This is a genomic window from Sorangium sp. So ce302, assembly GCF_051530145.1.
In the GTDB taxonomy this organism is placed as follows: domain Bacteria; phylum Myxococcota_A; class Polyangia; order Polyangiales; family Polyangiaceae; genus Sorangium; species Sorangium cellulosum_B.
In genome coordinates, this window is sequence record NZ_CP150326.1 from 4,928,765 (window position 1) to 4,952,432 (window position 23,668).

Annotated in this window: 20 protein-coding genes; 7 read left to right on the forward strand and 13 right to left on the reverse strand. The window is 70.2% G+C overall.

Annotated elements, in window-relative coordinates; genetic code table 11:
* Positions 1 to 325: 325 nt before the first annotated feature.
* The 3 genes from WME73_RS18645 to WME73_RS18655 all read left to right on the forward strand — a co-directional run bounded on the left by WME73_RS18645 (position 326) and on the right by WME73_RS18655 (position 3,454).
* On the forward strand, positions 326 to 658 hold the full coding sequence (locus tag WME73_RS18645; protein ID WP_437916554.1) for a hypothetical protein: 333 nt from the start codon (positions 326 to 328) through the stop codon (positions 656 to 658).
* Positions 659 to 741: 83 nt separating this feature from the next.
* Positions 742 to 3,159 (forward strand): type VI secretion system Vgr family protein, encoded by a 2,418-nt coding sequence (locus tag WME73_RS18650; protein ID WP_437916555.1) that lies wholly within the window; start codon positions 742 to 744, stop codon positions 3,157 to 3,159.
* A gap of 82 nt (positions 3,160 to 3,241) precedes the next feature.
* Positions 3,242 to 3,454 carry a hypothetical protein gene (locus WME73_RS18655; protein ID WP_437916556.1) on the forward strand — a complete coding sequence of 71 codons (213 nt, stop codon included), beginning with the start codon at positions 3,242 to 3,244 and terminating at the stop codon, positions 3,452 to 3,454.
* Between the two features lie 25 nt (positions 3,455 to 3,479).
* Here WME73_RS18655 and WME73_RS18660 read toward each other — a convergent pair whose 3' ends face one another.
* Genes WME73_RS18660 through WME73_RS18680 form a run of 5 tightly spaced genes read right to left on the reverse strand, consistent with a single transcriptional unit; the run spans position 3,480 to position 7,661 of the window.
* Positions 3,480 to 4,397, reverse strand: a complete 918-nt coding sequence (locus tag WME73_RS18660) for a fibro-slime domain-containing protein (protein WP_437916557.1) — start codon at positions 4,395 to 4,397, stop codon at positions 3,480 to 3,482.
* A gap of 53 nt (positions 4,398 to 4,450) precedes the next feature.
* Complete coding sequence (locus WME73_RS18665; RefSeq protein ID WP_437916558.1) at positions 4,451 to 5,251, reverse strand: hypothetical protein; 801 nt, start codon at positions 5,249 to 5,251, stop codon at positions 4,451 to 4,453.
* Positions 5,248 to 5,844 carry an RNA polymerase sigma factor gene (locus WME73_RS18670; RefSeq protein WP_437916559.1) on the reverse strand — a complete coding sequence of 199 codons (597 nt, stop codon included), beginning with the start codon at positions 5,842 to 5,844 and terminating at the stop codon, positions 5,248 to 5,250. Before WME73_RS18670 ends, WME73_RS18665 begins: the two co-directional genes overlap by 4 nt.
* Positions 5,844 to 6,902 (reverse strand): hypothetical protein, encoded by a 1,059-nt coding sequence (locus WME73_RS18675; protein WP_437916560.1) that lies wholly within the window; start codon positions 6,900 to 6,902, stop codon positions 5,844 to 5,846. Before WME73_RS18675 ends, WME73_RS18670 begins: the two co-directional genes overlap by 1 nt.
* Before the next feature lie 57 nt (positions 6,903 to 6,959).
* Positions 6,960 to 7,661, reverse strand: a complete 702-nt coding sequence (locus tag WME73_RS18680; RefSeq protein ID WP_437916561.1) for an FAD-linked oxidase C-terminal domain-containing protein — start codon at positions 7,659 to 7,661, stop codon at positions 6,960 to 6,962.
* A gap of 62 nt (positions 7,662 to 7,723) precedes the next feature.
* On the opposite strand from WME73_RS18680, the gene WME73_RS18685 reads away from it, so the two are divergent.
* Complete coding sequence (locus tag WME73_RS18685) at positions 7,724 to 8,086, forward strand: hypothetical protein (protein WP_437746756.1); 363 nt, start codon at positions 7,724 to 7,726, stop codon at positions 8,084 to 8,086.
* A 168-nt stretch (positions 8,087 to 8,254) separates the two neighbouring features.
* On the opposite strand, the gene WME73_RS18690 is transcribed toward WME73_RS18685, so the two are convergent.
* Positions 8,255 to 8,449 carry a hypothetical protein gene (locus tag WME73_RS18690; protein WP_437916562.1) on the reverse strand — a complete coding sequence of 65 codons (195 nt, stop codon included), beginning with the start codon at positions 8,447 to 8,449 and terminating at the stop codon, positions 8,255 to 8,257.
* Positions 8,450 to 8,643: 194 nt separating this feature from the next.
* On the opposite strand from WME73_RS18690, the gene WME73_RS18695 reads away from it, so the two are divergent.
* Complete coding sequence (locus WME73_RS18695) at positions 8,644 to 9,027, forward strand: hypothetical protein (protein WP_437746757.1); 384 nt, start codon at positions 8,644 to 8,646, stop codon at positions 9,025 to 9,027.
* Positions 9,028 to 9,778: 751 nt separating this feature from the next.
* On the opposite strand, the gene WME73_RS18700 is transcribed toward WME73_RS18695, so the two are convergent.
* The 6 genes from WME73_RS18700 to WME73_RS18725 form a co-directional block, all read right to left on the reverse strand.
* Complete coding sequence (locus WME73_RS18700; protein ID WP_437746758.1) at positions 9,779 to 10,345, reverse strand: hypothetical protein; 567 nt, start codon at positions 10,343 to 10,345, stop codon at positions 9,779 to 9,781.
* A gap of 345 nt (positions 10,346 to 10,690) precedes the next feature.
* Positions 10,691 to 13,618: a biotin/lipoyl-containing protein gene (locus WME73_RS18705; protein ID WP_437916563.1), complete on the reverse strand. Its 2,928-nt coding sequence runs from the start codon at positions 13,616 to 13,618 to the stop codon at positions 10,691 to 10,693.
* 2 nt (positions 13,619 to 13,620) lie between these two features.
* Complete coding sequence (locus WME73_RS18710; RefSeq protein WP_437916564.1) at positions 13,621 to 15,354, reverse strand: acyl-CoA carboxylase subunit beta; 1,734 nt, start codon at positions 15,352 to 15,354, stop codon at positions 13,621 to 13,623.
* Positions 15,355 to 15,581: 227 nt separating this feature from the next.
* Positions 15,582 to 16,928 (reverse strand): acetyl-CoA hydrolase/transferase family protein, encoded by a 1,347-nt coding sequence (locus WME73_RS18715; RefSeq protein ID WP_437916565.1) that lies wholly within the window; start codon positions 16,926 to 16,928, stop codon positions 15,582 to 15,584.
* Between the two features lie 100 nt (positions 16,929 to 17,028).
* Positions 17,029 to 17,439: a CBS domain-containing protein gene (locus WME73_RS18720; RefSeq protein ID WP_437916566.1), complete on the reverse strand. Its 411-nt coding sequence runs from the start codon at positions 17,437 to 17,439 to the stop codon at positions 17,029 to 17,031.
* A 190-nt stretch (positions 17,440 to 17,629) separates the two neighbouring features.
* Entirely contained in the window at positions 17,630 to 18,421 is a 792-nt protein-coding gene (locus tag WME73_RS18725; RefSeq protein ID WP_437916567.1) for a CBS domain-containing protein, read from the reverse strand.
* A 424-nt stretch (positions 18,422 to 18,845) separates the two neighbouring features.
* Between WME73_RS18725 and WME73_RS18730 the strand changes: the two genes are divergently transcribed.
* Both WME73_RS18730 and WME73_RS18735 read left to right on the forward strand, forming a co-directional pair.
* Positions 18,846 to 19,520 carry a universal stress protein gene (locus WME73_RS18730; RefSeq protein ID WP_437916568.1) on the forward strand — a complete coding sequence of 225 codons (675 nt, stop codon included), beginning with the start codon at positions 18,846 to 18,848 and terminating at the stop codon, positions 19,518 to 19,520.
* A 231-nt stretch (positions 19,521 to 19,751) separates the two neighbouring features.
* Complete coding sequence (locus WME73_RS18735) at positions 19,752 to 21,038, forward strand: sialate O-acetylesterase (RefSeq protein WP_437916569.1); 1,287 nt, start codon at positions 19,752 to 19,754, stop codon at positions 21,036 to 21,038.
* A 225-nt stretch (positions 21,039 to 21,263) separates the two neighbouring features.
* On the opposite strand, the gene WME73_RS18740 is transcribed toward WME73_RS18735, so the two are convergent.
* On the reverse strand, positions 21,264 to 23,075 hold the full coding sequence (locus WME73_RS18740) for a hypothetical protein (protein WP_437916570.1): 1,812 nt from the start codon (positions 23,073 to 23,075) through the stop codon (positions 21,264 to 21,266).
* Between the last annotated feature and the right edge of the window lie 593 nt (positions 23,076 to 23,668).

Consider the following 23,668-nt stretch of genomic DNA (forward strand, 5'->3'; position numbering starts at 1 on the left):
CGAAGCACGGGAGTCTGCCGGAGGGTCGGCCGCGAGGTCAAGCCCTGAGCAGCGCAATTTTCCGAATTGCCACGGGCTCACCACGCCGACGTACGCTGAGAAAAGAGACGCAGGTGTCATCGAACCTCATTCTCGGCGCCATCTTCGCCGGCCGGTACCGGATCGAGCGGCGCATCGGGCGATGAGCGAGGGGGACCGGCGATGAAGAGACGGCTGCGGACGATTTGGTGAAGGACGGCCCGCCACCGGAGCATCCACCAGACGCGAGGGAGACCGGGATGCGAACGGTCCCCCCCAGTAAAAAAACTCCCAGGAGAATAAAAAGATGAGCTTGTTCAGCAAGGTAGTACTCCCGCTCACGCTCCTCGGCGCCGCAGCCGTGCTCGGTGGCTGCGTCGGCGCGGCTCCCCTCGAGGGCGATGACGAGCAGGAGACCCAGCCCGAGTCAGCGGAGTCGATCGACCCCGACGCGGCGGAGGCGGTTGGCAACGCGCCGCAAGCGTATGAGACCTTCACCAAATGGACCTGCCGCCGTGATGAACGCGGTCTTCCTTACGCCGGCACTGTCACGATCTGGTGGGGCCATAGGTCAGCGGATGCCGCCTGGGCCTGCAACCAATGGGTCCCGGCCTGCCGTAGCATCTGCTACGCCGAGTAGCCCTCAGGAGAGCCTGCCCGAGGTGCCGGTCGAGGCTCTGCGTCTTTGTATCGGCCGCTCTTACTCACCCGTGAGGTACCTCCATGTCCGATATGTTTGTCGTTCACTCGAGCGCCTTGCCCTCTTCCACCAAACTCGTAGCTTTTCATGGCACCGAGGGCATCTCGAAGCTCTATCGCTTCGAGCTCTACCTGACGATGACCAACGACGTCGGCCATGATTTTGATATGGCCGCTGCCGTGGGCAAGCCGGTGACCCTCTCCCTCGACCGGAGCGACGGCGGCGCGCGCTTCCTCCGAAGCGGCGTGCTTGAAAGCGTCGAGCTGGTCAACGATTTTGCGGGTAGATGCGTCTTTCGGACCGTCATGGTCCCGCGCCTCGCCCTGCTTACCCTGTCTCTTCACAGCCGTGTCTTCAGCGAGAAGACCATCCCGGTGATCATTCAGGAAGTCCTGCAAAAGGGCGGCGTCACGGACTGCGCATTCCAGCTCCGGGGCGCCTACGGCGCCGAGGAGCATGTCTGCCAGTACCGCGAGAGCGACTATGCCTTCATCGCCCGGTGGATGGAGCGCGAAGGCATCTACTATTATTTCGAGCACGGGGAGAGCGGCGAGACGCTGGTGCTGGTCGACGATCGGTCGGTCCATCAGCCCCATGGAAACAAGCCGATTCGTTATTACCCGCAAAGCGGCGGCGTCAACACGGCGAGAGACGCCTTCCGCGCCTTCACGTGCCGGCATGGCGCCACGCCCGGCTCGGTTCGCCTCAAGGACTATGACTACACCAATCCGGCTGTAGCGGTCGCCGGGCAGGCGTCCGTTTGCGCCAACGGATTCGGCGAGGTCAGCCTGTACGGCGCGCGGTTCTTCTCGCCGGGCGAAGGGGCGCGGCTGGCGCGGATCAAGGCCGAGAGCCTCTCCGCCGCCGGCGTCGTCCACCAGGCGATGGGCGCGGCGGGGACGCTGATTCCCGGGTTCACGTTCGAGCTCGACGACCATCCGCGGGCCGCGTTCAACACGAAGTATCTGACCACCGAGATCGAGCACTGGTCGAGCCAGGCCTCGGGCGTCCCCGAGCTCCGGGAGCTCGCGCCGTGGGAGGAGAACTACCGCATCGAGGCCAAGGCCATCGCCGCGACGGTGCAGTTCCGCGCGCCGCAGGTCACCGAGTGGCCGCGCATCTACGGCACCGAGACCGCGATCGTCGATGGAGCGGCGGTCAGCGACTACGCCCAGATCGACAGCCATGGTCGCTACCGGGTCAAGTTCCACTTCGACGAGAGCGACCTGAGCGGGGGGAAGGCGTCGACCTGGGTTCGGATGCTTCAGCCCCATGGCGGTGGCATCGAGGGCTTCCATTTCCCGCTCCGAGCTGGCGTCGAGGTCATGTGCGCCTTTGCGGGCGGCGATCCCGATAGGCCGGCCATCGTCGGGGTCGCGCCCAATGCGCTGACGCCGAGCCCCGTCACGGCGGGAAACAGCACGCGGAACGTGATCCAGACGGGCGGGCGCAATCGCCTCGAGCTGGAAGACCAGGCGGGGCAAGAGCGGATCACGCTGTCGACGCCCCATTCGAACACCTACATCCGGATGGGGGCGCCCAACTTTGGAGCGACGCTCGAGTCGAAGACGTGGGGTAACGCGTTCGCGTTTGTCGGGCTCTCCGCCGAGAACATCGTGGGTCTCAACCGAACGACGGTCACCGGGGGGTTCTCCCAGAATGTGGTGTTAGGCTTCGGTCTGTCGATCACCGGGCTTTACTCGTGCAGCGTCGTCGGTGGATACTCAGACAGCGTGGTCGGGGGCTGGCGCAGGACCAACATCTTTGGCTACGACAAGGCAACTGTTCGTGGGTACCGAGAGACCCTCATCAAGGGGAAGCGGACCACGACCGTCAATGGTGACGACAAGACCACGCTCAAGGCCAATCGCAATGTCGAGATCGATGGCCATAGCCAATTGTACGTCGGCAAGACCCGCACCACCACCATCCAGGGCAAGGACACGGGCATCTTTCGCGATGATCGCGAGACGACGGTCGTTGGAGACAACGAAACGACGATTCGAGGCAATAGCAAGAAGACCGTTCAGGGTACGAGGGCGACGGAGATCCGTGGTCGCGCCACGACCGACTTGTACGCAGGGAGAACGACCACCATCCACAAGGGGGGGAGCGTCACGCAGATCACGGGCAGGACCACCAGTACGTTCAACGGCGGAGTCACCTCTACGGTGAATGCGTGGAGGAAGAGCACTGTCACCGGCAACGCCACCAGCGTGGTGAATGGTCTATATAAAACGGAGATTGGGAGACGGGTCGAGAGGATTAAAGGGACAAAGTACGAGAGGATCGATGGGCTGGCATTCAAGAAAGCCCCGAATGAGGTGAAGGAGATCAGTGTATCGAAGCTGAAGGCGAAGGGTATCAATGTCGGTGTCGAGATACACAGAATGAAGTGCTACCTCGACCTGAGGCACTCCCAGTTGCATATCCTCAAGTGATCCGTCCATCGCGTGTGCGACGCGCTCGCTCTCGCCGCCGAGCCGTACGCCTCACCGAGCCCGCTTCCCTGGGTTCCATCGGATGAAGACCGTCGATCCCACGCGCTTCGGGGCGTCGGCGGTCTTCATGAACCAGCGCGCCCTGCACCTCCTGCTCACCACCGTCGTCGGCTTCTGCTACGACCGACCGGCCCGGCTGCTCCATGAGCCGACGGTCTGGGAGGTGGCCATGGAGGAGCTCGGCGAAGACGGCCTCCTCGATGCGCTCAACCCGCGACCCGGGGCGAGCTCCTGAGCTGGCGCGCAGCGCGCTCTCGGCGCTACTTCAGGATTGGGTCGCAGTTCGTGAAGTTGAACGACGTGAATATCGAGAAACTCGACCCGCCGCCGCGGCGCTCCGCGTGGAAGAAGTCGAGCGGATACTCCTTGCCGACCTCGATGCCGAGCTCCTCGGCGATCGCGTCGAGATCGATGTACCCCGGGGTCGAGACGTGGAGCCCGCCCAGGTCCAGCGCTAGGCGCCTGTTGATGAACACCCAGAGATCGTCGTCACCGTTGAAGAAGAAGACGCCGCCGGGCTCGTACTCGAACGTCATGTGGAGCTCGTACGTGAAGCCGAAGTTGTGCTCCCGCCCCTCGTTGCCCCACCCCTGATCGTCGATGGGGAAGAACTGCTTTCCCGTGAAGTGTCCGAGGCCGCGTTCGCTCACCTCGAGAGGGACGTCGTACCGGATCCGTATGTTGACCGTGGGGTCGTCGTGATACCACTGATAGAACGCCTCGGGCCCGGTCGTGTGCTCCGTGCCGCCCTCATGGGCATAGACCGGCCTGTCGTCGGGGCCGAGCTCGGGCTCGACGATGCCTGTCAGGCCGTCGCCCGCGAAGTTCTCGAAGTCGGGGTGCCCGCCGTCAGAGCCGAAGGCCTTGAAGTCGCGCACCACCCCCGCGAGCTTCGGCTCGCAACGCTCGTCCCCGCCAGCGCCGGCGCTGCCTTGGGCGGAGCCGCCACCGGCGCCGGGATCGAGGATGCCGGGGTCATCACCGCCGGCGGTGGACGAGGACGAGGCGGGCGACGACGACGTCGTGGCGCCGAGGTCGCGACCGATGACGGCGATCTCGGTGGTGCACCCCGCGAGCGCCGTGCCCGTCGAGAGAAGGACGGCGAGGAATCGCGGGGTGCCCGCGCGGGTGGCCGCCGTGGGCTCGGCTCGCTTCATCGAGATCGTCTCCTGTCGCATGGATGCCTCCGAGCTTGCCGGTCCTGTAGGCAAACTCATGTGAACGCGTCGTTTCAAGGGGCGCTGCCTGAAGGGGCCCTGCCGACGAGGCGGCGCACCCGCTCGGCATAGGGGTTCGACGCATGCCTCGTGAGAAACGCGTCCGCGCGTGCGTGCGCCTCCTCCGTCCGGCCGAGCCGCACCAGCGCGTCGATGGTGATGAACTCCCGCTCTGCCGTGAGCTGGCCTCTCGGAAACTTGCGGCTGTGCTCCTCCAGCGCCGCGAGGGAGGCCTCTGGCGACCGCGCGAGCAGCGCCCTGGCCTGCTCCAGACGCGTCGCCTCCCGGAGCAGGTCGTCGCTGTCGGACGCCGCGCTCCCGGTCGGCGCAGGAGGCGGCGCGGGCTCGCTCTGCCGGACGTTCTGGCCGACGTCGCGCGGCGGCTCCCGGCGAGGGGCGGACGCGGCCGGATGGGGCGCCTCGGCGGCCAGGGACGGTAGATCCTGCGCAGAGGCAGCCGGCACCGCTTCCACGGAGCGCAGGCCGCCCCGCGCGCTCGAGAGGAGGCGCTCCGCCGACAGGTGCTCCAGCCGAGGCGGCGGTTGGGCCAGCGCGGCGTCGCGCTGTCCTTGCCGAACGGCGCCGTGGAGGGCGAGGCCGCCGGCCCCGAGGCCCGCCACGACGAGCAGGCCCTTCGCCCACATGGGCAGCGCGGCGCCGCCGTTCGGGGCCGCCGCGAGCGGTGCCACGCGGGCCGCCGTGCGCGCCGCCTCGACGGGCGTCATCGGCCGCGGGCGCACGGCCGAACGCAGCAGCTCGCGCGCCCCGGCCGGGGCGCCTCCATCCTCCTCGATCCACCGCTTCGGTGCGCTCATATGCCCCCTCGTCGCGCGCGCTCGGCCTCGATCCTCTTCAGCAGCGCCGCAAACTCTTTCCGCGCCGCGTGAAGGCGCGAGTAGACCGTGCCCACGGGGATGCCGATCAGATCGGCGATCTCGCCGCATGGCATCTCCTCGATCTCGAACATCACGAAGACGGCGCGCCGATCGAGATCCATGGCCTGGAGGATGCGCTCGAGCCGCTCTCTCGCCTGCTTCCCGGAGGCGATCTCCTCGGGGCCCGAGGCGGGATCCGCGACGTCGTGGACGTCCTCGCCGACGAGCGAGCGCTGCGCGCGCCGGCGGTGCGAGGCGGCGACGCGCCGGCAGATGGCGAAGAGCCATGTCGTGACCGGACAGGCCCAGTCGAAGGCGGGGAGACGCCGCTGGACCACGACGAAGACGTCCTGGAACGCGTCCTCGAGGTCCGGCGGATGGATACCGAACCGCTGCAGCGTGGCCCACACGAAGCCGGCGTGCTCGGCGTGCACCGCGGCGAAGCCACGGGGCGGCCTGGGTCCGGCGCGGACCTCTGCGTCCAGACATTGCTCCACGCTCGTCTGAATGCCGACGTCCGAGGGGTCCTTCATCAAAACGCGATCCCGGCCCCTCCGAAGAGCGCGCCGGCAATCACCGGCTGCTCGAAGACCGGCTGCTCGTTCCCCTGGAGCTGGAAACGGTATCGCGTAAGCGGAAAGTTAAGGTCGATTCCGGTCTCGAGACGGAGCGGACCGACCACACGCACGGCGAGGCGCGTGCCCACACCGGGGCTGACCCAGAGCCGGGCTCCCGGGTCGACGGGGAGCACCGACGGATGTTCATGGATGACAGCATGGACGGCGCCCGCGAGCAGGTGGACGCACGCGCCGAGTGAGAGCTGCCCGGTCCGGAGCGCCTCCGCGCACACGCCGAGCCAGCCCGCGGTAAGGCCGAACGCGAGGGCCGGCTCGGCTGTGCGCTGCTCCGGGAGCCACAGCAGTCCCGACGCGGTGGTCCAGCGCGGCGCGACGGACCATTCGGCCGCCCATGCGACGCCGGGCCCGATCACCGGGAGGAGGCCCGTGGTGGCGAGCCCGCGCAGCGTGACCGAGGCCCCAGGGCGAGGCTCGCGCTCCGCGTCGGGGAGCGGCGGGGGCGCGGCGCGCGAGGATTCCACCTGCGTCGCGGGCTCTGCCGGGGCGCCTCGCGGCGGCTCCGGCCGCGGGGCTCCTGGCGGCGGGGCTTCCGGCGGCTCCGGCGGAGGCGAGGCTCCGGCCAGGGGAGGCGAGGCCGGCGCGGCGAGGGCGGCCGTGGGATCGATGGCGAGGGCGATCACCAGCGTTGCTGCGCTGGTGATCGCCTCGCACGTCGCCGCGCTGCTCTCGAGCTTGCGCACCGTGGGCGGCGTCCCGTCGCACCCGACGGTCCGGATCTGGGCCGACCATGCCCCGGGGTTTCCCTTCACCACGGCCTCGATCGAGAGGCCGCCGCCCGTCGTGGCGAGCTCCCGCCCGAGGCGCCGCGCGATCTCGTCGCGGAGCCGGGGCGCCGAGGGGCACCGCTCCTCGGCCCCCTCTAGGCGGACCCACGACACGTCCGCGGCCCCCCGCGCGCACTCGGCGCGCGCCGCGGCAGGGGCGAGCGCGGCGCACGCGCAGAGGAGCGACACAGCCCCGCGCATGCTCGCCCCGGGATCGGCTCGCTCGCGACGTCCGTCCGACAGAGCCTAGACCTCGAGGATCTTTCCGGGGTTCATGGGGTTCAGGGGCTCGAGCGCCCGCTGGATGGATCTCACGATCGCGAGCGCCTCGGCCGGGCGAGGATAGGGGAGATAGTCTCTCTTGAGTAGGCCAATTCCGTGTTCGGCGGAGATGCTCCCGCGGTGTCTCTTGACGAGCGAAAAGCTCGCGTGAGCCGCCTCGTGGGTGCGCCGCAGGAGCTGAGGTGATCGGGCTGCATGACGTTGATGTGGAGTTGATGTGACGGCTGCCGTCGCCGATGTGGCCGCGAGACCTCGGCCGTTGAGCGCGGGAAGGCGACCGCGGACAGCCTCGGCTCGACGGCCTTGGTCCAGCCGCGGCCGAACGTGGCGAGGTCGGGCGGGTCGATGGAGAGAAAATCTTCTGAAAAATCGCGCAGGAAGGCCGCCGAGAACGCGGCTGGGCGGGCGCTCATGCTCGGCTGGGTACTGCGATGCCGCCGTGGGGGCAAGCAGCCTTATCTCGCGCGGCGCGCGCCGGGCGCGCGAGCTCTGCCTCCCCCGCGTGCGTCGTCTCCGAGCTTGCCTCGTGCGTCCCCGCCGTGGAGCTCGAGGAGCTCCGCGAGCTCCGGCTTGAGGAGAGCGAGATCGCCAGCGCGACAGGAGGCTGCTTTCGAAAAAGTGAGGGCCGCACACGATGGGGTGAAGGACGGCCCGCCACCGCAGCATCCAGCAGGCAAGAGCGGGATAAGAACGGTCCCCTCCAGTAAAAATCTCAGGAGAATAGAAAGATGAGCTTGTTCAGCAAGAGAGTCCTCCCGTTGACGCTCCTCGGTGCCGCAGCCGTGCTCGGTGGCTGCGTTGGCGAGGCTTCCCTCGAAGGCGATGACGGGCTGGAGACCCAGGCGGAGGCGGCTGATCCCGAGTCGGCGGACTCGATCGACCCCGACGCGGCGGAGGCGGTTGGAACCGCGCAGCAAGCGGAGGAAGCGGTTTATTATAGCACATGGTGGTGCATCAATCGTGCCGAGTACGTCGGCAAGGTCACGATCTGGTGGGGCCATACGTCAGTGGATGCCACATGGGCCTGCAACGAGTGGATCGACACCTGCCGTAATCGCGGGGGCTGCGGGTCTTTCAGGCTGGATCTTTAAGCCACCCGGATGCCCTCGAGACCGTGCCCCTGCCGCGGGCTGAGGGATCACCTCGCGGCGTCGTCGCGCCGAGCGCGCCCGGCTGAGGGATCACCTCGCGGCGTCGTCGCGCCGCCTACCTTCGCGCTGGCCGCAACATCGTTGCCAGCGCAGCGTGACGGCGATCTGCTACTTCGCCCACAGCACCGAGAGATCGAGCTCGATGGCGTCAAAGGGCTCGATCCGAACCCGCGCGGCGTCCCGGTGGAGCACCGGGGGGCCCAGCGCCGATGCCTCGCGGCGCTCGGCGCCCGGGTCGCGCTGCACGCGCCCGGCGAGCCGATCGGCGCGCCCGCGGCCCTGTTCCCCCGCTACATCGCGCACCGGCTCATGCGTAGCTCGAGGAGCTCCGGCTTGAGGAGAGCGAGATCGCCAGCGCGACAGGAGGCTGCTTTCGAAAAAGTGAGGGCCGAACACAATCGGGTGAAGGACGGCCCGCCACCGCAGCATCCACCAGGCGAGAGAGACCGGGATGCGACCGGTCCCCTCCAGTAAAAAAATTTCAGGAGAGCAAAGAGATGAGCTTATTCAGCAAGATGGTCCTCCCGCTGACGCTCCTCGGTGCCGCAGCCGTGCTCGGTGGCTGCGTTGGCGAGGCTTCCCTCGAAGGCGATGACGAGCAGGAGAACCAGCCCGACGCGGCGGAGGCGGCTGATCCCGGGTCCGCGGAGTCGATCGACCCCGACGCGGCGGAGGCGGTTGGAACCGCGCAGCAAGCGGTGTGGGTATCTAAAACGGCTTGGAATTGCCACTACTTGGGGTCGCGGAAGGTCGGCGCGGTCGGGATCTGGTGGGGTCATAATTATTGGGATGCCGACTGGGCCTGCAACAGCTGGATCCCCGAATGCGCTAACCAGTGCCGGGCTGTGTATGACTATTCGTACGCTGAGTGGGAGAACTGACCACGTCGGCAGTGTCGGGATCTGGTGGGGCATAGGTATGTGGATGCCGAATGGGCCTGCAACAACTGGATCTCCGCATGCGGTAGCGGCGGGGGCCGCTGGGCTCTGCGGGACTATGAAGTGCCCCCTCGGATTCGGTAGTGGCCGAGTTTGATTGAGACTGGCCAAGTTTGGCCCGATTCGCGGATCTCGCCGCTACGCTTCGGCCCGAAGTAATGCAGCCCGCGAGCGCTGGCGCGCTCCGGGGTTGCGTGGCCGAAAACTCACGCAGCCAGGTCCCGCCAGTCAAGGCTTGTCCCCCGAGCTCCCGCCGCTCGCGCTCCATCTCACGAATGGCATCTGCAACGATCCGCCGCACGGCCTGGCCGGAGGCGCCTGGGGCGGGGTCACCGAGAGCGCGGAGGCGGAGGCAGAACACCTCGGCGAGATGGGTCTTGACATCCCGCCGGGATTAGTATCGACCGACCCTTGTCCAGGCTCTTGTTGGCACAGAGGGGGACGGATGTTCGTGGAGAACAGCGTGGACGGCGCCCGGGCAGGTGGACGCACGCGCCGAGCGAGAGCCGCCCGGTCCGGAGCGCCTCCGCACACACGCCGAGCCAGCCCGCGGTGAGGCCGAACGCGCGGGCCGGCTCGGCAGCGCGCTGCTCCAGAAGTCGCGCGCCTTCGGGCCGTTGTCCGGCCCGACCACCGAGTCGTTCTCTCCGTGAATGACGACCGCTGTGACCTGTCCGGTACACTCCACGGGGGCTCAGCTCCAGTGCGCGGTCAACTCGAGGTGATCGTCGTTGTCGCCGCCGCCGGAGATGATGCGCTGGCGGACGTGGTCGGCGCCGCCGATCACGAGGAGCTGCTCGCAGGAGCCGATGACTTCGGTCCACATGTTCTCGTCGAAGCCTTGGCAGCCGATCCAGAGAGCGCGGGTGAAGCCGCGGCGGGACTCGAGGACACGGACGTGGCCGGCGGAATAGTAGTTGGAGAAGACGCGCTGGCCGAGGGAGAAGAGGGTAGAAGGGGAGATGAGGCCCGCGATGACCTTGTAGATGCCGCTCATGTCGTCGTGCGTGCACTGGCGGCCAATCTGGTGGATGAGCTCTTTGCCTTCGCCGGTCGTGCGCCGGATGGCCTGGAACAGGTCCTTGTACCAGGCGATCGGGTACCAGCCGGTGGAGACGAGGCTGCCGTAGCGGATGCCGTCGCGCAGCGGTTCACACATCTCATCCAGGCTGCGCTTCTGGACAGGCTCGCCGCGTAGCTTGCCAAAGCTCGCCACCACGGAGCGAAACGCCACCCCCTTGACCTTCGGTTCGTCGGTCATCCCATCGCGCGAGCGCGCTCGGCAACGAGGGTACCGCATCCCGCGGGGGTAGGCCACATTGTTGCCCTCCTCGTCGGTATTGAAGAGTACAATCGCCTCCTACATGGTGCAGCCCGAGCCGTTCGATTTTCGCGCGGCCCGCTGGGGCGCCCACGGCAAGGTGAGGCCGCTCGACCGGCAGAATCCCCACCTCGTCGAGCGGCGGTTTCCCACGCTCACCGCCACCGTTGCGGTGGGCTCCGATCAGCTCGATCTCTCCTCGGTGACCAAGGCCTCGCGGGCCATCGCGACGTCGGCCTCGGGGCCCTCGTCCGCGCGGCGGTTACGCGCTTCGAGGCGACGGCCTCAGGCGCCCTCGGCGTCGAAGATCGCGTCCACGTACCGCAGCGTCGTCTCGCGCCGGCGGCGCGCGCGCTCGGCCGAGTCCTCCTCCACGAGCACCTCGTCGGGCTTCACGCGGAAGAGCGGCTGGCCCTTCTGCACGATCGTCCCCTCGCCGCCGTCGATGAGCACCTCCTCGATGGTGCCGGAGCACGGCGCGAGCACCTTGTTGAACATCTTCATGACCTCGATCACGTAGAGCGGATCGCCGGCGGCGAAATGGCTGCCCTTCGTCACGAGCGGAGGCCGGTCCGGCGCCTCCTGCGCGTAGAACATGCCGCCGGTGACCGCGACGATCTCGTTGGCCCGCATGGCGGGCGGCGGCGCGAGCACCTTGCGCATGCGGGCCGAGAGCTCGCGATCGAGCAGGCGCTCCGGGATGGCGACCGTGCCGTCCTCCCGCGCGCGCAGCTCGAAGAAGCGCGCGGCGTCCCCCGCGAGGACCAGCGCGTCGAGCAGCTCCAGGCCCGCCTGGAAGCCGAGGTGCGAGCCGCGAACCCGCCGCCAGAGCTCGGCGTCGTAGCCGTGAGGCGCGGTATCCCCGGACAGGTGCGCTCGCAGCTCGGGCCACGAAGGCGCGCCGCCCGCCTGGCCCATCCGCTCACCGACGCGCCTGTAGAAGCCGAGCGCCCGCGAGAGCACCTCCTGGTCGTGATCCCAGATCACGTGGGCCGCGGGCGCCTGCGGCTGCGGCGTCATGTTGAGCAGCCAGTACGTGTCCGCGAGCACCTCGATCGGGTTCTTGAGCCAGCGCACCCGCCCCGACCGGATCTCGAACGACCCCATGTTCCGGCTGAGCCACGCCGACAGGAGGTGCGGCTCCGCGCAGATCTTCTCCACGGGACGGCGCACCAGCGTGTCCTTCAGCGTGAAGACCTTCTTCAACGCTCCTCCGCCGGTCGCCTCCGCGGCCCCGGCCCGCGCCGCGAGGCGGCGCTCGTGACGGGCGCCGAGCTCGGCCCACATCGCGTCGAAATCGAGCCCCCCGAGCTCCACCGCGAGCAGGCCGACCTGCGTGAGGTACGGGACCACGAAGCCCGTCGTCGGCTTCGCCCACACGCTCCGCGCGAGGAACCAGTGCACGAGCCCGTAATGGAACAGGAGGTTCGTGTGAAGATCGCTGCCGCGCAGCGTGGTCGTGCGCAGGATCTCGCAGATCCGCTGGTAGGCCTCCTCGCGCGAGGCGCCGTAGGTCACGAGGAGCGCGATGTTGCTGTCGTAGGCGCCGGCGACCCGGTAATGCATGAACACCCCCGTGTCGGGGTTCTTCACGCAGATGCCCTGATCGTCGCGGATCTCGTGCGGGTGCGGATCGCTCCAGGACACGATGATGCCGGCCGCGTGGGGCTCCAGCGCGCCGTTCGTCGCGTTGAGGCGCGCCTCCACCGCGGACCCTTCCCGCCGGACGCGGATCGGCCGGGGCAGCCGCTCCCCGTGGCGCGCGAGGAGGACCATGCACTCGACGAGCGACGTCACCTCGAACGCGTCGGCCGGGTCGGCCGGGTTCTCGAAGCGGAGGCCATAACAGAGCTCCGACACCCGGTGCTCGACCTGGATACGGGTGTTGACCTCCATGAAGTAGTGGTGATCCCCCTCGACGATGCACTCGAACGTCGAGGCCGAGTTCAGCCCGACCGCCTGCCCGAACCGCTCCGCCTCGGCCTCCATCCGGGCGAGCGACGCGCGCTCGCGCTCGAGCGACGCCGCGCGCGGCGCCTCGCCGGCCGCGCGCGCCCGCTCGATCGCCTCGAGCAGCCCCTCCTGCGTCATCGCCACCTCGAGCAGCTTCTGCTCGTGCATCTGCAGCGAGCAGTCGCGCCCGCCCAGCGCGACGCACCACGCGCCGTTGCCGATCAGCTGGATCTCGTTGTGCCGCGTCTCCTCGACGTTGAGCTCGAGCAGGATGTTCTTGTTGTCGCCGACGCCCGCGGCCTTCACCTCCGCGAGGACCTCCCGCGCCAGCGCGGGGACCTCGGCCGCGCGCGCCCGCGCCGCGGCCTCGAGGGTCGCCGCGTCGGGCGCGACGCCGGCGAGGAGCCGCTGCCCCTTGCCGCCGCCGCCGCCGATGGCCTTGAGCCGGATCCGCCGCCCCGGGTGGCGAGCGAGCAGCTCGGCCGCGCCCCGCTCGAGCTCCTCGCAGAGCTCGTCGGTCGTGTAGAGATCCACGCGCTGCGCGTACGCCGCCGCGAGCAGGGCGTCCGCCGCCTCGGCGAGCGGGATCCCGTCGGCGAGCCGCGCGCCCGCGCCGCCCGGGGCGCCCGCGCCGAGCAGCCCGCGGTCCGCCGCGGCCGCGCGCAGCGCCGCGTGATCGGGCCACTTGCGGAGCACGATCCGCCGGGTCGCGTCGTCGATGCCGGGCGTCACGCTGACCTCGGCCGCGAGCGCCGTCCGCTTCGCCTCGTCCTTGAGCCCGGCGGCGCGCTGCACCGACGAGCGCGGGCCGATGAAGACGAGCCCCGCCTCCTCGATCGTGCGCACGAACTCCCCGTCTTCGGCCATGAAGCCGTAGCCCGCGAACACGTGCGTGTAGCCGCCGGCCCGGGCGATCGCGACGATCTCCTGCATCAGCTTGACGCGCTCGTCCTTGGTGGCGCCGGTATAGTCCTTCACGCGGTGCACGTGCGCCGGGTGGATGCAGCGCAGCTCCGGCGCCAGGGCGTGCGTGTAGACGATCGAGTCCTTCTCCGACAGGAGGATGCCGTAATGCTCGATCCCCATCTGGGCGAAGACATCCATCGCCTCTTTCCGGATCGGGCCCCGGCAGACGATCAGCGGCCGCACGTCGTCGGCGGCGAAGGAGCGCGCCCACGCCGAGCTCGAGCGGCCGAGCCTGCGGTCGCGCACCACCCTGGGGTTGCGGTCGTAACCTCGCTTGGTCTCGAATCCATCCATGATCAATGGAACTCCCGCTGAACACCGGTGAACGGCCCTGGCTGGTAGTGCCGCAGCAGGAACTCGAGGTTCTCTGCGATCACCGAGCGGAGCTCGCGCGGCATCACGAGCCGCGAGATGGAGCCCAGGCTGAGCCCCTCGCGCGGGTTCATGAGCTCCCGCTCGTACCGCGCGCTGAACTCGGCCTCTCTCGCCTTCAGCCAAGCCGCGGCCTCGTCGCGGGCCTCCGCCTTCGCCTTCGCCTCGTCGAGGCCGCGGGCGAGCCGCTCCTTGACGCCGGCCTTCTCCCTGGCGCTCGCCTGCGCGCGCACCTTGCGGAGCTCGTCCTTGTAGACGAACTCCTTGCCGGCGGGGCCCATCACGGCGACGCGGGTCGTGGGGAGCGCGAGCACGACGTCCGCGCCGGTCGCGTAGTTGTTGAACGAGGCATAGGCGCCGCCGAACGCGTTGCGCACGAGCAGCAGGATGCGCGGGGTGCGCACGTCGATGATCGCGTCGAGCATGGCCCGGCCGGCCTGCACGATGCCCATCGCCTCTTGCTCCCTGCCCGGGAGGAACCCTGTGGTGTCCTCCATGAAGAGGAGCGGGATGTTGTAGAGGTTGCAGAAGCGGATGAAGCGCGCGTTCTTGTAAGCGGCCGCGACGTCGATCTGACCCGACGCGACCGCGCTGTTGTTCGCCACGAAGCCGACGACGCGCCCGCCGACCCGCCCGAACGCGGTGATCGTGTTGCGCGCGCGCTGCGGCTGCACCTCGAAGTAGTCGCCGTGATCGCAGATGCGCTGGATGATGATGTTGATGTCGAGCGGCGTGTTGTAGCCCGTCGGCGACGAGATCGTCCTGCGGAGGAGCGTGTCGATCTCGGTCGTCTCCCGGCCCACCGGATCGCTCGTCCGCTGGAGAGGCGCGCTCTCGCGGTTGTTGCTCGGCAGGTAGCCGAGCAGCCGGACGGTGGTGCGCAGCGCGCCCACCTCGTCTGGCACCGTGAGATCGGCCACCCCCGAGGCGCCGTGGACGCGCGGGCCGCCGAGGTCGTCGGGTGAGACCACCTCGCCGAGGACCGATTTGACGACCGCCGCCCCGGTCAGGCCGAAGAACGTGCCGCCCGGCTGGATGACGAAGCTCCCCTGCCGCGGCAGGTAGGAGCCGCCGCCCGCGTTGAACCCGAACATGCACATGATGCTCGGGACCACGCCGCTGATCTTGCGCAGCGCCGCGAACGCCTCGGCGTAGCCGTCGAGCCCGCCGACGCCCGCGGGGACGTAGGCGCCGGCGCTGTCGTTGAGGCCGATGAGCGGGATGCCCCGCTCTCCCGCGAGCTGGAACAGCCGCGCGAGCTTGCGGCCGTTCGTCGCGTCCATCGACCCGGCGCGGATCGTGAAATCGTGGCCGTACAGCGCCACGTCGCGGCTGCCGATGCGCAGGATCGCGGTGACCAGCGAGGCGCCGTCCAGGTTGGGCCCCCAGTTCTCGAAGACGACCCGCGGCGGCTCGGGCGTGAGCACCCGGATGCGCTCCCAGATCGTCATCCGGCCTTTGCTGTGCTGCCGGATGATGTTCTCCGGGCCCGCGGAGACATGGGGGCGCCTGCGGAGCTCCTCGGCCTCCCGGAGCGCCGCGTCGTACGCCGAGGCAGGCGCGGCCGGCGCCCCGGATCCCTCGTCGAGCGGATCGTCGAGCGAGGGCACGAGGGCGGAGGGCTTCACGGCGACATCGTTGTGATCAAGAGGGCTCATGGACGGGCGAGGCGCTCTATATCATGGCAGGATCCGGGGACGCACCTCGCGCGCCCGGCGAGGTGCGCCCCCGGCGCCGGCGTGTGGGGCGCGGCACGGGGCGCTGCGCGGTCCCGGTGCGGGGGCTCCGCGCGGCGATGCCGGGTCGCCGCGGCCACCTCGATCGGCTCGCGCGGCGCTCTCCCGTCTGGACGCGGCGAGTCATGCGTGGCTGAGCCCGGCGCTCGTCAGGGGGATTCCGCGCGCGAGACGACATGATCGCCGAACACATAGCGGCGCTGCTTGGCCGCCGCGAGGAGGTCGGCGCGGTGATCGGGGTGGGCGATCTCGATGAGCGCCAGCGCGCGCTGCCGGATGTTCCGGCCCCAGAGATCCGCGACGCCATGCTCCGTCACCACGTAGTGCACGTCCCCGCGGCTCGTCACGATGCCGGCGCCCTGCTCGAACGCCGGCTGGATCCGGCTGATCGTGCCGTCCTTCGCGGTGGACCGGAGCGCGATGATCGGCTTGCCGCCGGCGCTCCGCGCCGCGCCCCGGATGAAGTCGACCTGCCCCCCGATCCCGGAGAAGAAGCGGCCCATCAGCGTGTCGGCGGCGACCTGGCCCGTCAGATCGACGGCGAGGGCGGCGTTGATCGCGATCATCCTGTCGTTCCTCGCGATCGTCAGCGGATCGTTGGTGAAGGCGGACCCGCGCATCTCGATGACCGGGTTGTCGTGGGCCCAGGCGTAGAGGGCCCGGCTGCCGAGGAGGAACGAGGTCACGAGCTTCCCCGGCAGGAGGGTCTTCCTGCGGTTCGTGATGACGCCGCGCTGGACGAGATCCATCACGCCGTCGGAGAGCATCTCGGTGTGCACGCCGAGGTCGCTCCTGCCTCCCAGGGCGGCGAGCACGGCGTTCGGGATCTTGCCGATGCCGGTCTGGAGCGTCGCGCCGTCGGGCACGAGCGTCGCCACGTTGCGGCCGATGGCGCGGTCGACGTCGTCGAGCGGCTCGAGCGCGCGCTCGGGGAGCTCGCGGTCCACCGGGACGAGGTGGGTTATCCGATCCACGTGCAAGAACGAGTCTCCGTGGGTGCGGGGCATCCGCGGGTTGACCTCGGCGAGGACCAGAGCTGCCGAGTCGACGGCGGCGCGGACGATATCGACGGAGACGCCGAGGCTGACGAAGCCGTGGGCGTCCGGGGGGCTCACCTGGATGAGGGCCACATCGATGCCCACCCGGCCCGAGAGGATCAGGCTCGGGATCTCGGAGAGGAAGACCGGCATGAAGTCGGCGCGCCCCTCGTGGATCGCCTCGCGGACGTTCTGGCCGATGAAGAACGCCGTGTGACGGAACCGCCGCTCGAGACCGGGGCGGACATACGGCGCGGGGCCCTCGGTCATCAGGTGGACGATCTCGTTGCCGGCGAGGTGGTCGCCGGACTGAACCATGGCGTTCACGAGATCGGTCGGCTCCGCGGCGCCCGAGCCGACGAGGATGCGCCGCCCCGGGGGGATCGCGCGGATGGCCTCCTCGGCCGTCTTGATCTTGTCGCCGAAGCGCGATCGCCAGTCCGTGATCGTCTGCTGCATCGTGTGCCTTCTTCCGGTGTTCTTGGGGGGATGAACCGAGCGCGTTCGCCGTCGGGGCGGGCGATGGCCGGCCGCGCCGCCACGCGGGTCGAGCCTCGGGTCAGGAGATCTCTTTCTCGGTGAGCAGCGCGGCCAGCACGGCGAGCGCGTCGGTCGTCGTGAAGACGCCGACGACCTGTGCGCCGTCCAGCACCACCGCCGATCCATACTTGTGCTCGGCCATCTCGCGGACCACCTCGGAGAGCGGCGCGCTCGGCGCGACGGCGTAGGGGCACGGCGACATGGCCTCGCTGACGACGAGCTCATCCCCCTCTTGCTCCTTGAGCGTCTCTATCCAGTAGATGTCCCGCTCGGAGAGGATGCCGACCAGCCGGCCGCCGCTCAGCACCGGCAGGTGCCGGATGCGATGTCCGCGCATGAGCGCGCGGGCGAGGCCGACCTTCTGATCGGCGCCGATCGAGTGGGGGCTCCTGGTCATGCAGTCCTGGATGCGAATGGTCGAAGAGCTCATGAGGCCTCCCCTGGCGCTGGACGTCCGCGATGATCGATTCGAGCTGATCGAACCGGCGCCCTTCGATCAAGCTCGGTTTGCCACGATGGGCCACGAGGCAGTTTGCAAGATGCGGACCGCCGGGATCGGCGTTCGCGCCACGACACGCAGCGGGCGTGCGGCGCGTACGCTTCATCGGCGAGCCATCTCCTCAGACCCGCTTGCGCGCCGGCGGGATCAGGTACCCGCAGCACCGCCCGAACCACCGCAGCACGTCGAGCGACGACAGGATGCCGACGACCTTGCCGTCGTCCGAGACGACCGGCAGCCGGTGCACGCCCTCGTAGGCCATGAGCGACGCGGCCTGCCGGATGCTGGCGCTCTCGTGCAGCTGCACCACGACGGGCGTCATCACGTCGCGCGCGGTGACCCTGACGGGCTCGTAGACATGGAAGCCCTGACTCATCTCGAGCGGCGCGACCTCGCCCGACCGCGAGGCCACCTGACGCGACTCCTCGGTGTCGCCGCGCTCCTCTGCCGCACGGAGCACGTCGGCCCGCGACACCATGCCGACCGGCCTGCCCGCCGCGTCCACGACCGGCATCCCGCTGATCTCGTGGCGGACGAGCAGGGCCGTGATGTCGTCGAGGGAGACCTCCGATCGGATGCAGATGACGCTCTTGGTCATGATCTCGGCGAGCGGCGCCTCCGGATTCACGGCCACGTCGACGCCCACGCCGCGCAGCGGAGCCGCTTCCTCCGTGCCCGGCGCCGCGTGGCTGGCATGGCAGACGACCGACGTCGTGCGCGAGCTCTTGTCGAAGTGCAGCGCATGGAAGCGATGGCACGACTCGCACTCTCGCGCCGCCATCGAGCGCTCCCGCAACGGACAGTAGACGGTCGCCACGACCGATTCCTCGCCGTCGTCTCCAACGATGTGCGCGCTGCGGATCGTGTGGTGCCGGAGCTGGTGCTCTCCGCCGGTAGGTCCAGGGGTTGTCATCGTCGTCTCCCGTTCGCCTCTGCGTCCTTCGCTCGAGGTGCGCCGTGGGATGAGCACCGTTCGTGCCACGCACGCGAGATCCCCGGCGTGCGGCGGCGGCCCTGGTACGCCGCGGTCACGTCTGCGCCTCCGCGCGCCGTTTGCGCCGCGGCGCAAACGGCTGCGGGCTGCCTCGCGAGGCGCCCGCCCCCAGCGCTCGCGGCGAGAGGAGCTCGCTCTCGGCTCGCGCGAAGCGTCCAGGTCGCGGGAAGAGCCCCGCTCGCGCGAGGGAGCCAGCGCGCGCGAGACCCTCCTCTCCGGCCCCAGGAACGCCTGGCATGCGGCGTGCTGAGTGTTGGGCAGATGGGCAGATGAGCAGAGGGGCAGATGGGTAAAGCGAGGCGACCGCTGGTCGGGGCCTCGCATGGAGGCTGAGGAGGCTGTCATGTCGAGCGCAAACGCAACGAATCGGTTCATCGTCGTCGTCGGGATCGACTTCTCGGAGCCGAGCAACCGTGCGCTTGATCAGGCGCTCGAGTCCGCTTGCTGTCGCGAGAACGCCGAGGTGCACGGGGTCTACGTCGAGCCCGAGAGCTGGGTCGGCATCGGGCTCTCGCGGGCGCCCATGGTGGCCACCAAGCCCGACGTGGCGCTCCAGCAGCTCCAGCAGCGCGCGAGCGAGCGCGTGAGCGCCATGGGCGACAAGCTCGACGGGGGGCGGCTGAAGCGCGTCGTCGTCCACTTCCGCCGCGGGGATGCGGCCGAGAACATCGCCCAGCTCGCCGCCGACCTGGACGCCGACCTCGTGGTCGTCGGCTCGCACGGCTACCGCGGGCTCGAGCGGCTGCTCCTCGGCTCGGTCGCCGAGCGCGTCTCCCGGCTCGCGCGCTGCCCGGTGTGGATCGTCCGGCCGAAGGATCACGCGACCGCCGGCCGGGTCCCCGAGATCGAGCCGCCCTGCCCGGAGTGCGTGAGGCACCGGCAAGAGACGGGCGGCGCAGCGCTCTGGTGCGCGCGCCACTCGGAGCACCACGTCCGGCCGCACCGCTACTCGTATGCGACCAACGGGGTCTACGCGGCGTCGAGCGCGGCCTACCAGTCGACGCCCGAAGCGACGTGATCGCGAGGCGAGCTCGACGGGACCGCGCGCCTGTCAGGCACACAAGCGCCCGATACGTGTCCTGAGGACGCGAGGCGAGCGCGTGGCAAACGAAGCTCCCATCCTCGTGCGTCGTGGTCTCTCCGCGCGCTCTCCTCGATCAGCTCGGCGCCGAAGCGCCGCGCGCTCCCTCCGGTCGATCGCGATCCCGCCGCGTTGACGTTCCACCGCGCGCGGGGGATACACAGCGCCATGAAGCGGTCTTGCATCGCCCTGGCGGCTTTCGCGCTGTCCCTCTCCGCTCCCGCGATCGCGCAGCCGGTGAAGGTGTTCGTCCTCGCGGGCCAGTCGAACATGGTCGGCTACGGCGTGGGCCGCCAGCTCCCGGTCGAGCTCCAGAGCCAGCCGGACGTCTGGTACGACCACTACAACCCCGACGCGCGCGAGGGAGGGCCGTACGCCGCGGCGACGAGCGCCGACTGGGGGCCGCTCGAGCCGAAGGGCGAAGCCCGCCGCTACGGGCCCGAGATCACGTTCGGCCGCGCGATCGCCGCGGCGTACCCGGAGCACCGGATCGCGATCGTGAAGATGGCGCAGGGGGGCACCAACCTCGTCGATCACTGGGGGCGCGGCCTCGCGCCGGATCCCGAGGTGCTCTACAAATCGCAGCTCTACCACGCGCTCCTCGGCAAGCTGGACTCCGCGACGTACGAGGGCGACCGCGCCCTCCGTTATCCCGAGGAGGTGACGCGGCTCGACGGCGCCCTGGCGAGGATCGAGTCGGAGGGGCACCCGTACGAGATCGCCGCGCTCGTCTGGATGCAGGGCGAGAACGAGGCGGGGTGGTCGGCCGCGTTCTCCTACGGCGACACGCTGCGCGGCTTCATCGCGGCGATCCGCGCGGACCTCGGCGTCCCCGGGCTCCCGGTCGTGCTCGGCAGGGTCAGCGACAACCTCTATCCCGCGAACGGCGGGCCCATCGCCGCCGGCAAGGAGGCGAACATCGACGCCGTGCGCGCGGCGCAGGTGACCGTGGCCGAGGAGGACCCGCGGGTCGCATGGGTCGACACGGACGACTTCACCGCGCGATCGCCCGACGACACGTATCACTTCGACTCCGCCGCGTACCAGCTCCTCGGCGACCGCTTCGCCGAGGCGTACCTCGCGCTGGTCCGCGAGGAGGGCTCGTCGACCGCGTCGTCGGCGAGCAGCGCCGGGAGCGCGGCTGCAGGGGGAGGGGGCGCCACGGGAGGCGGCGCGACCGGAGGTGGCGTCACGGCCGGATCGAGCGGGAGCACGGCGGCGGCGGGCGGCGCCGGGAGCGCAGGCGAGGGGGGAAGGGGCGCCACGGCCGTATCGAGCGGGAGCACGGCGGCGGCGGGCGGCGCCGAGGCAGGGGCCAGCTCGGGCGGGGTCGCGCCCGGGAGCGCCGGCGGCTGCGGCTGCCGGACCGCCGCCGGCCAGGGCCCCGGGGCAGCGGCAGCGCTCGCGCTGGTCGCGCTCGCGGGCCTGCGCCGCCGCTCGCGCGGGCAGGGCTGAGCGCCGAGCGGCGGCTGAGCGCCGAGCGGCGCCTCGTGGCGAGCTGGTGGAGCGGGGAGGGGGCGCGCGCGCCGGCTGCGCCAGTGGAGCAGCCGCGCCGCGCTTCGTGGGAGAGGCCTCGTCGTCGCCTCCTGGCGACGCGGAGGTTCATCGCTTCAGGGGAGCCGCAGGGGTCCGTCGTCAGGTCGTACGGACCAGCCTGCGAGCCTGCCGGTCATCGGGTCATCATTGCGGGACGCAGCCGTTCTCCGCCATGCACTCATAGCCCTCGCGGCAGTCGGCGTCCGTCTCGCACGCGTGGTTGCAGGTGTTGTCCACTGCGGCGCAGATGCCGCCCTCGGCGCAGTCGGCGTCCGTCTCGCAGTCGCCCGTGCAGGAACCGCCAGGCCAGCCGTCGTAGCACATGCCGCTGATGCACTCGCTGTCGGCGGTGCAAGCGTCGCCGTCGGCGCTATCGGCCGGCGCCGGGGGCGCCGGGAGGCAGCCCTCCGGCGTGCACTCATAGCCCTCGCGGCAGTCGGTGTCCGTCTCGCACGCGCTGTTGCAGGTGTCGTCCGATGCGCAGACCCCGCCGCCGGCGCAGGGAGTCGATGCGTCACAGTAGCCCGTGCAGTAGCCGCCGGGCCAGTCCGACGACTCGGGGACGCAGTAGAGGCCGGCGCAGTCGGCGTCCGCCGTGCAAGGGTCACCGTCGGCGCCCTCGCCGGGCGGCGGGGCGCAGCGACCCACCTCCACAACGCAGGTTGCACCCTCGCCCGTGCACTGAGCGTCGCTGGTGCAGGCCGGAGCGCAGAGCCCCTCGTCGCACCGATAGCCGTCGCGGCAGTCGGCGTCCGTGTCGCACTCGACGAGGCAGTAGCCTGCGGCGATGCAGGTGCCGCCGTCGCAGTTGCTGTCATCCTCGCAGAGACCCGTGCAGAAGCCGCCCGGATAGCCGTCCACGGCCTCGGTGGCGCAGAGGTAGCCACCGCACTGGGCGTCCGTCTCGCAAGCGCTGCCGTCCGGGAGGTAGCAGCCGCCCGACGCCTCGTGGCACGAGCCCACCTCCGTGCACTGAGCATCGCTGGTGCAGCCCATCCAGCAGACCCCGTCGTCGCACGCATAGCCGTCGCGGCAGTCCGCCGACGTCTCGCACGCGGCCATGCAGATGGCGAGTGTCTGGCTCACCTGGGTGCAGACGCCGTCGCCACAGTCGTCGTCCGACAGACAGGCGGCGGTGCAGTAGCCGGAAGGCCAGCCACTCTCGCTCTCCTCGAGGCAGATGTCGCTCGCGCACATCGCATCGCTGGCGCAGGCAGCGCCAGGGCCACCGAGCTCGCCGCCGCCGGCGCCGGTGGTGGTGACCGCCGTCGTGGAGGTGACGCCGCCGCCGCCGACGCCGGTGGCGACCGAGGTCGTGGAGGTGACGCTGCCGCCGCCGTCGCCGCCAGCGCCGGTGGTGACCGAGGTCGTGGAGGAGACGCTGCCGCCGCCGTCGCCGCCAGCGCCGGTGGTGGATGCGGCCGAGGTCGAGGAGACGCTGCCGCCGCCGTCGCCGCCAGCGCCGGTGGTGGCCGCGGCCGAGGTCGAGGAGACGCTGCCGCCGCCGTCGCCGCCAGCGCCGGTGGTGGCCGCGGCCGAGGTCGAGGAGGCGCTGCTCGATGAGGCCGAGCTCGAGGTGGTGCCGCCGCCCGCACCGCCGCCGCCCGTGTCGCCGCCGCCGGTGCCGCCGGCGCCGCCGCCGCCCGTGTCGCCGCCGCCGGTGCCGCCGGCGCCGCCGCCGCCGCCCGTGTCGCCGCCGCCGGTGCCGCCGGTGCCGCCGGTGCCGCCCGCACCGCCGCCGCCCGTGTCGCCGCCGCCGGTGCCGCCGCCGGTGCCGCCGGTGCCGCCGGTGCCGCCGCCGTTTCCTGTCGTGCTGCTGGCCGAGGTGGCGCCTTCGCCGCCGGTGCCGCCGGCACCCCCGCCGCCCCCAGTCCCGATGATCGTCGCGTCGTCGTCGCCGCACGCCGTCGTCATCAGTCCAAGAACGAAGAGACACACCAAAGATCGCATCTTCATCCGCTGTTCTCCAGCCGGTAGGGGTCCAGTGACGCGGCGCCGGCCGTCGGAGGCGAGGGGCCGCAGCGCGATACGCGCGCACGCATCTTCTGTCGAAACGGCGCGGATGCCAACGCCTCTTTACTCCCTCACGGCGCTTTCGGGCGGAGGGCGCCCGCGCTGTCCGCGTCCTACCTCGTCCACGCTCATCCTCGCCCCGGGCCAACCACGAACGAAGCAGCTTTTTGACGGCCGAGCGCGCGCGATTGTCGCGTCCGCTCCACGTTGGTGGAGCGCGTTTTGGAGGTCGCGACGCTCTCTTCTCCACTCGTTTTCACCCGTTCCACCCGTCCGGCGGGCCGTCCTTGCCGATCTGAGCGTTTCTCTTCTCCTCAGCACCTTCCCGAGCCGGAGCGCACCTCCCGATGTCCGTGAGGTTTCGGGCGTCCGCTCCTCAGCTCGTTGGCAAGCCGGAGCGCATCGAGCGCACCTCCTGAGTTCCGTGAAGCTTTGGCCATTCCGCCCCTGTCGCCACGAGCGCAGCGGCGGCCGCTGCCCTGCCCGCTGTCGACCCCAGCGTCGCCTCGCGACGCGCTGTCGACCCGAGCGTCGCC

What these genes read in the sequence shown, in the direction of transcription:
- WME73_RS18670 (WP_437916559.1), bottom strand. Translation starts at nt 5,844, where the DNA reads ATGAAGGACCCCTCGGACGTCGGCATTCAGACGAGCGTGGAGCAATGT.
- WME73_RS18645 (WP_437916554.1), top strand. Translation starts at nt 326, where the DNA reads ATGAGCTTGTTCAGCAAGGTAGTACTCCCGCTCACGCTCCTCGGCGCC.
- WME73_RS18660 (WP_437916557.1), bottom strand. Translation starts at nt 4,397, where the DNA reads ATGCGACAGGAGACGATCTCGATGAAGCGAGCCGAGCCCACGGCGGCC.
- WME73_RS18715 (WP_437916565.1), bottom strand. Translation starts at nt 16,928, where the DNA reads ATGCAGCAGACGATCACGGACTGGCGATCGCGCTTCGGCGACAAGATC.
- WME73_RS18705 (WP_437916563.1), bottom strand. Translation starts at nt 13,618, where the DNA reads ATGGATGGATTCGAGACCAAGCGAGGTTACGACCGCAACCCCAGGGTG.
- WME73_RS18720 (WP_437916566.1), bottom strand. Translation starts at nt 17,439, where the DNA reads ATGAGCTCTTCGACCATTCGCATCCAGGACTGCATGACCAGGAGCCCC.
- WME73_RS18680 (WP_437916561.1), bottom strand. Translation starts at nt 7,661, where the DNA reads ATGCTGCGGTGGCGGGCCGTCCTTCACCCCATCGTGTGCGGCCCTCAC.
- WME73_RS18655 (WP_437916556.1), top strand. Translation starts at nt 3,242, where the DNA reads ATGAAGACCGTCGATCCCACGCGCTTCGGGGCGTCGGCGGTCTTCATG.
- WME73_RS18685 (WP_437746756.1), top strand. Translation starts at nt 7,724, where the DNA reads ATGAGCTTGTTCAGCAAGAGAGTCCTCCCGTTGACGCTCCTCGGTGCC.
- WME73_RS18700 (WP_437746758.1), bottom strand. Translation starts at nt 10,345, where the DNA reads ATGACCGACGAACCGAAGGTCAAGGGGGTGGCGTTTCGCTCCGTGGTG.
- WME73_RS18740 (WP_437916570.1), bottom strand. Translation starts at nt 23,075, where the DNA reads ATGAAGATGCGATCTTTGGTGTGTCTCTTCGTTCTTGGACTGATGACG.
- WME73_RS18710 (WP_437916564.1), bottom strand. Translation starts at nt 15,354, where the DNA reads ATGAGCCCTCTTGATCACAACGATGTCGCCGTGAAGCCCTCCGCCCTC.
- WME73_RS18695 (WP_437746757.1), top strand. Translation starts at nt 8,644, where the DNA reads ATGAGCTTATTCAGCAAGATGGTCCTCCCGCTGACGCTCCTCGGTGCC.
- WME73_RS18725 (WP_437916567.1), bottom strand. Translation starts at nt 18,421, where the DNA reads ATGACAACCCCTGGACCTACCGGCGGAGAGCACCAGCTCCGGCACCAC.
- WME73_RS18730 (WP_437916568.1), top strand. Translation starts at nt 18,846, where the DNA reads ATGTCGAGCGCAAACGCAACGAATCGGTTCATCGTCGTCGTCGGGATC.
- WME73_RS18735 (WP_437916569.1), top strand. Translation starts at nt 19,752, where the DNA reads ATGAAGCGGTCTTGCATCGCCCTGGCGGCTTTCGCGCTGTCCCTCTCC.
- WME73_RS18650 (WP_437916555.1), top strand. Translation starts at nt 742, where the DNA reads ATGTCCGATATGTTTGTCGTTCACTCGAGCGCCTTGCCCTCTTCCACC.
- WME73_RS18665 (WP_437916558.1), bottom strand. Translation starts at nt 5,251, where the DNA reads ATGAGCGCACCGAAGCGGTGGATCGAGGAGGATGGAGGCGCCCCGGCC.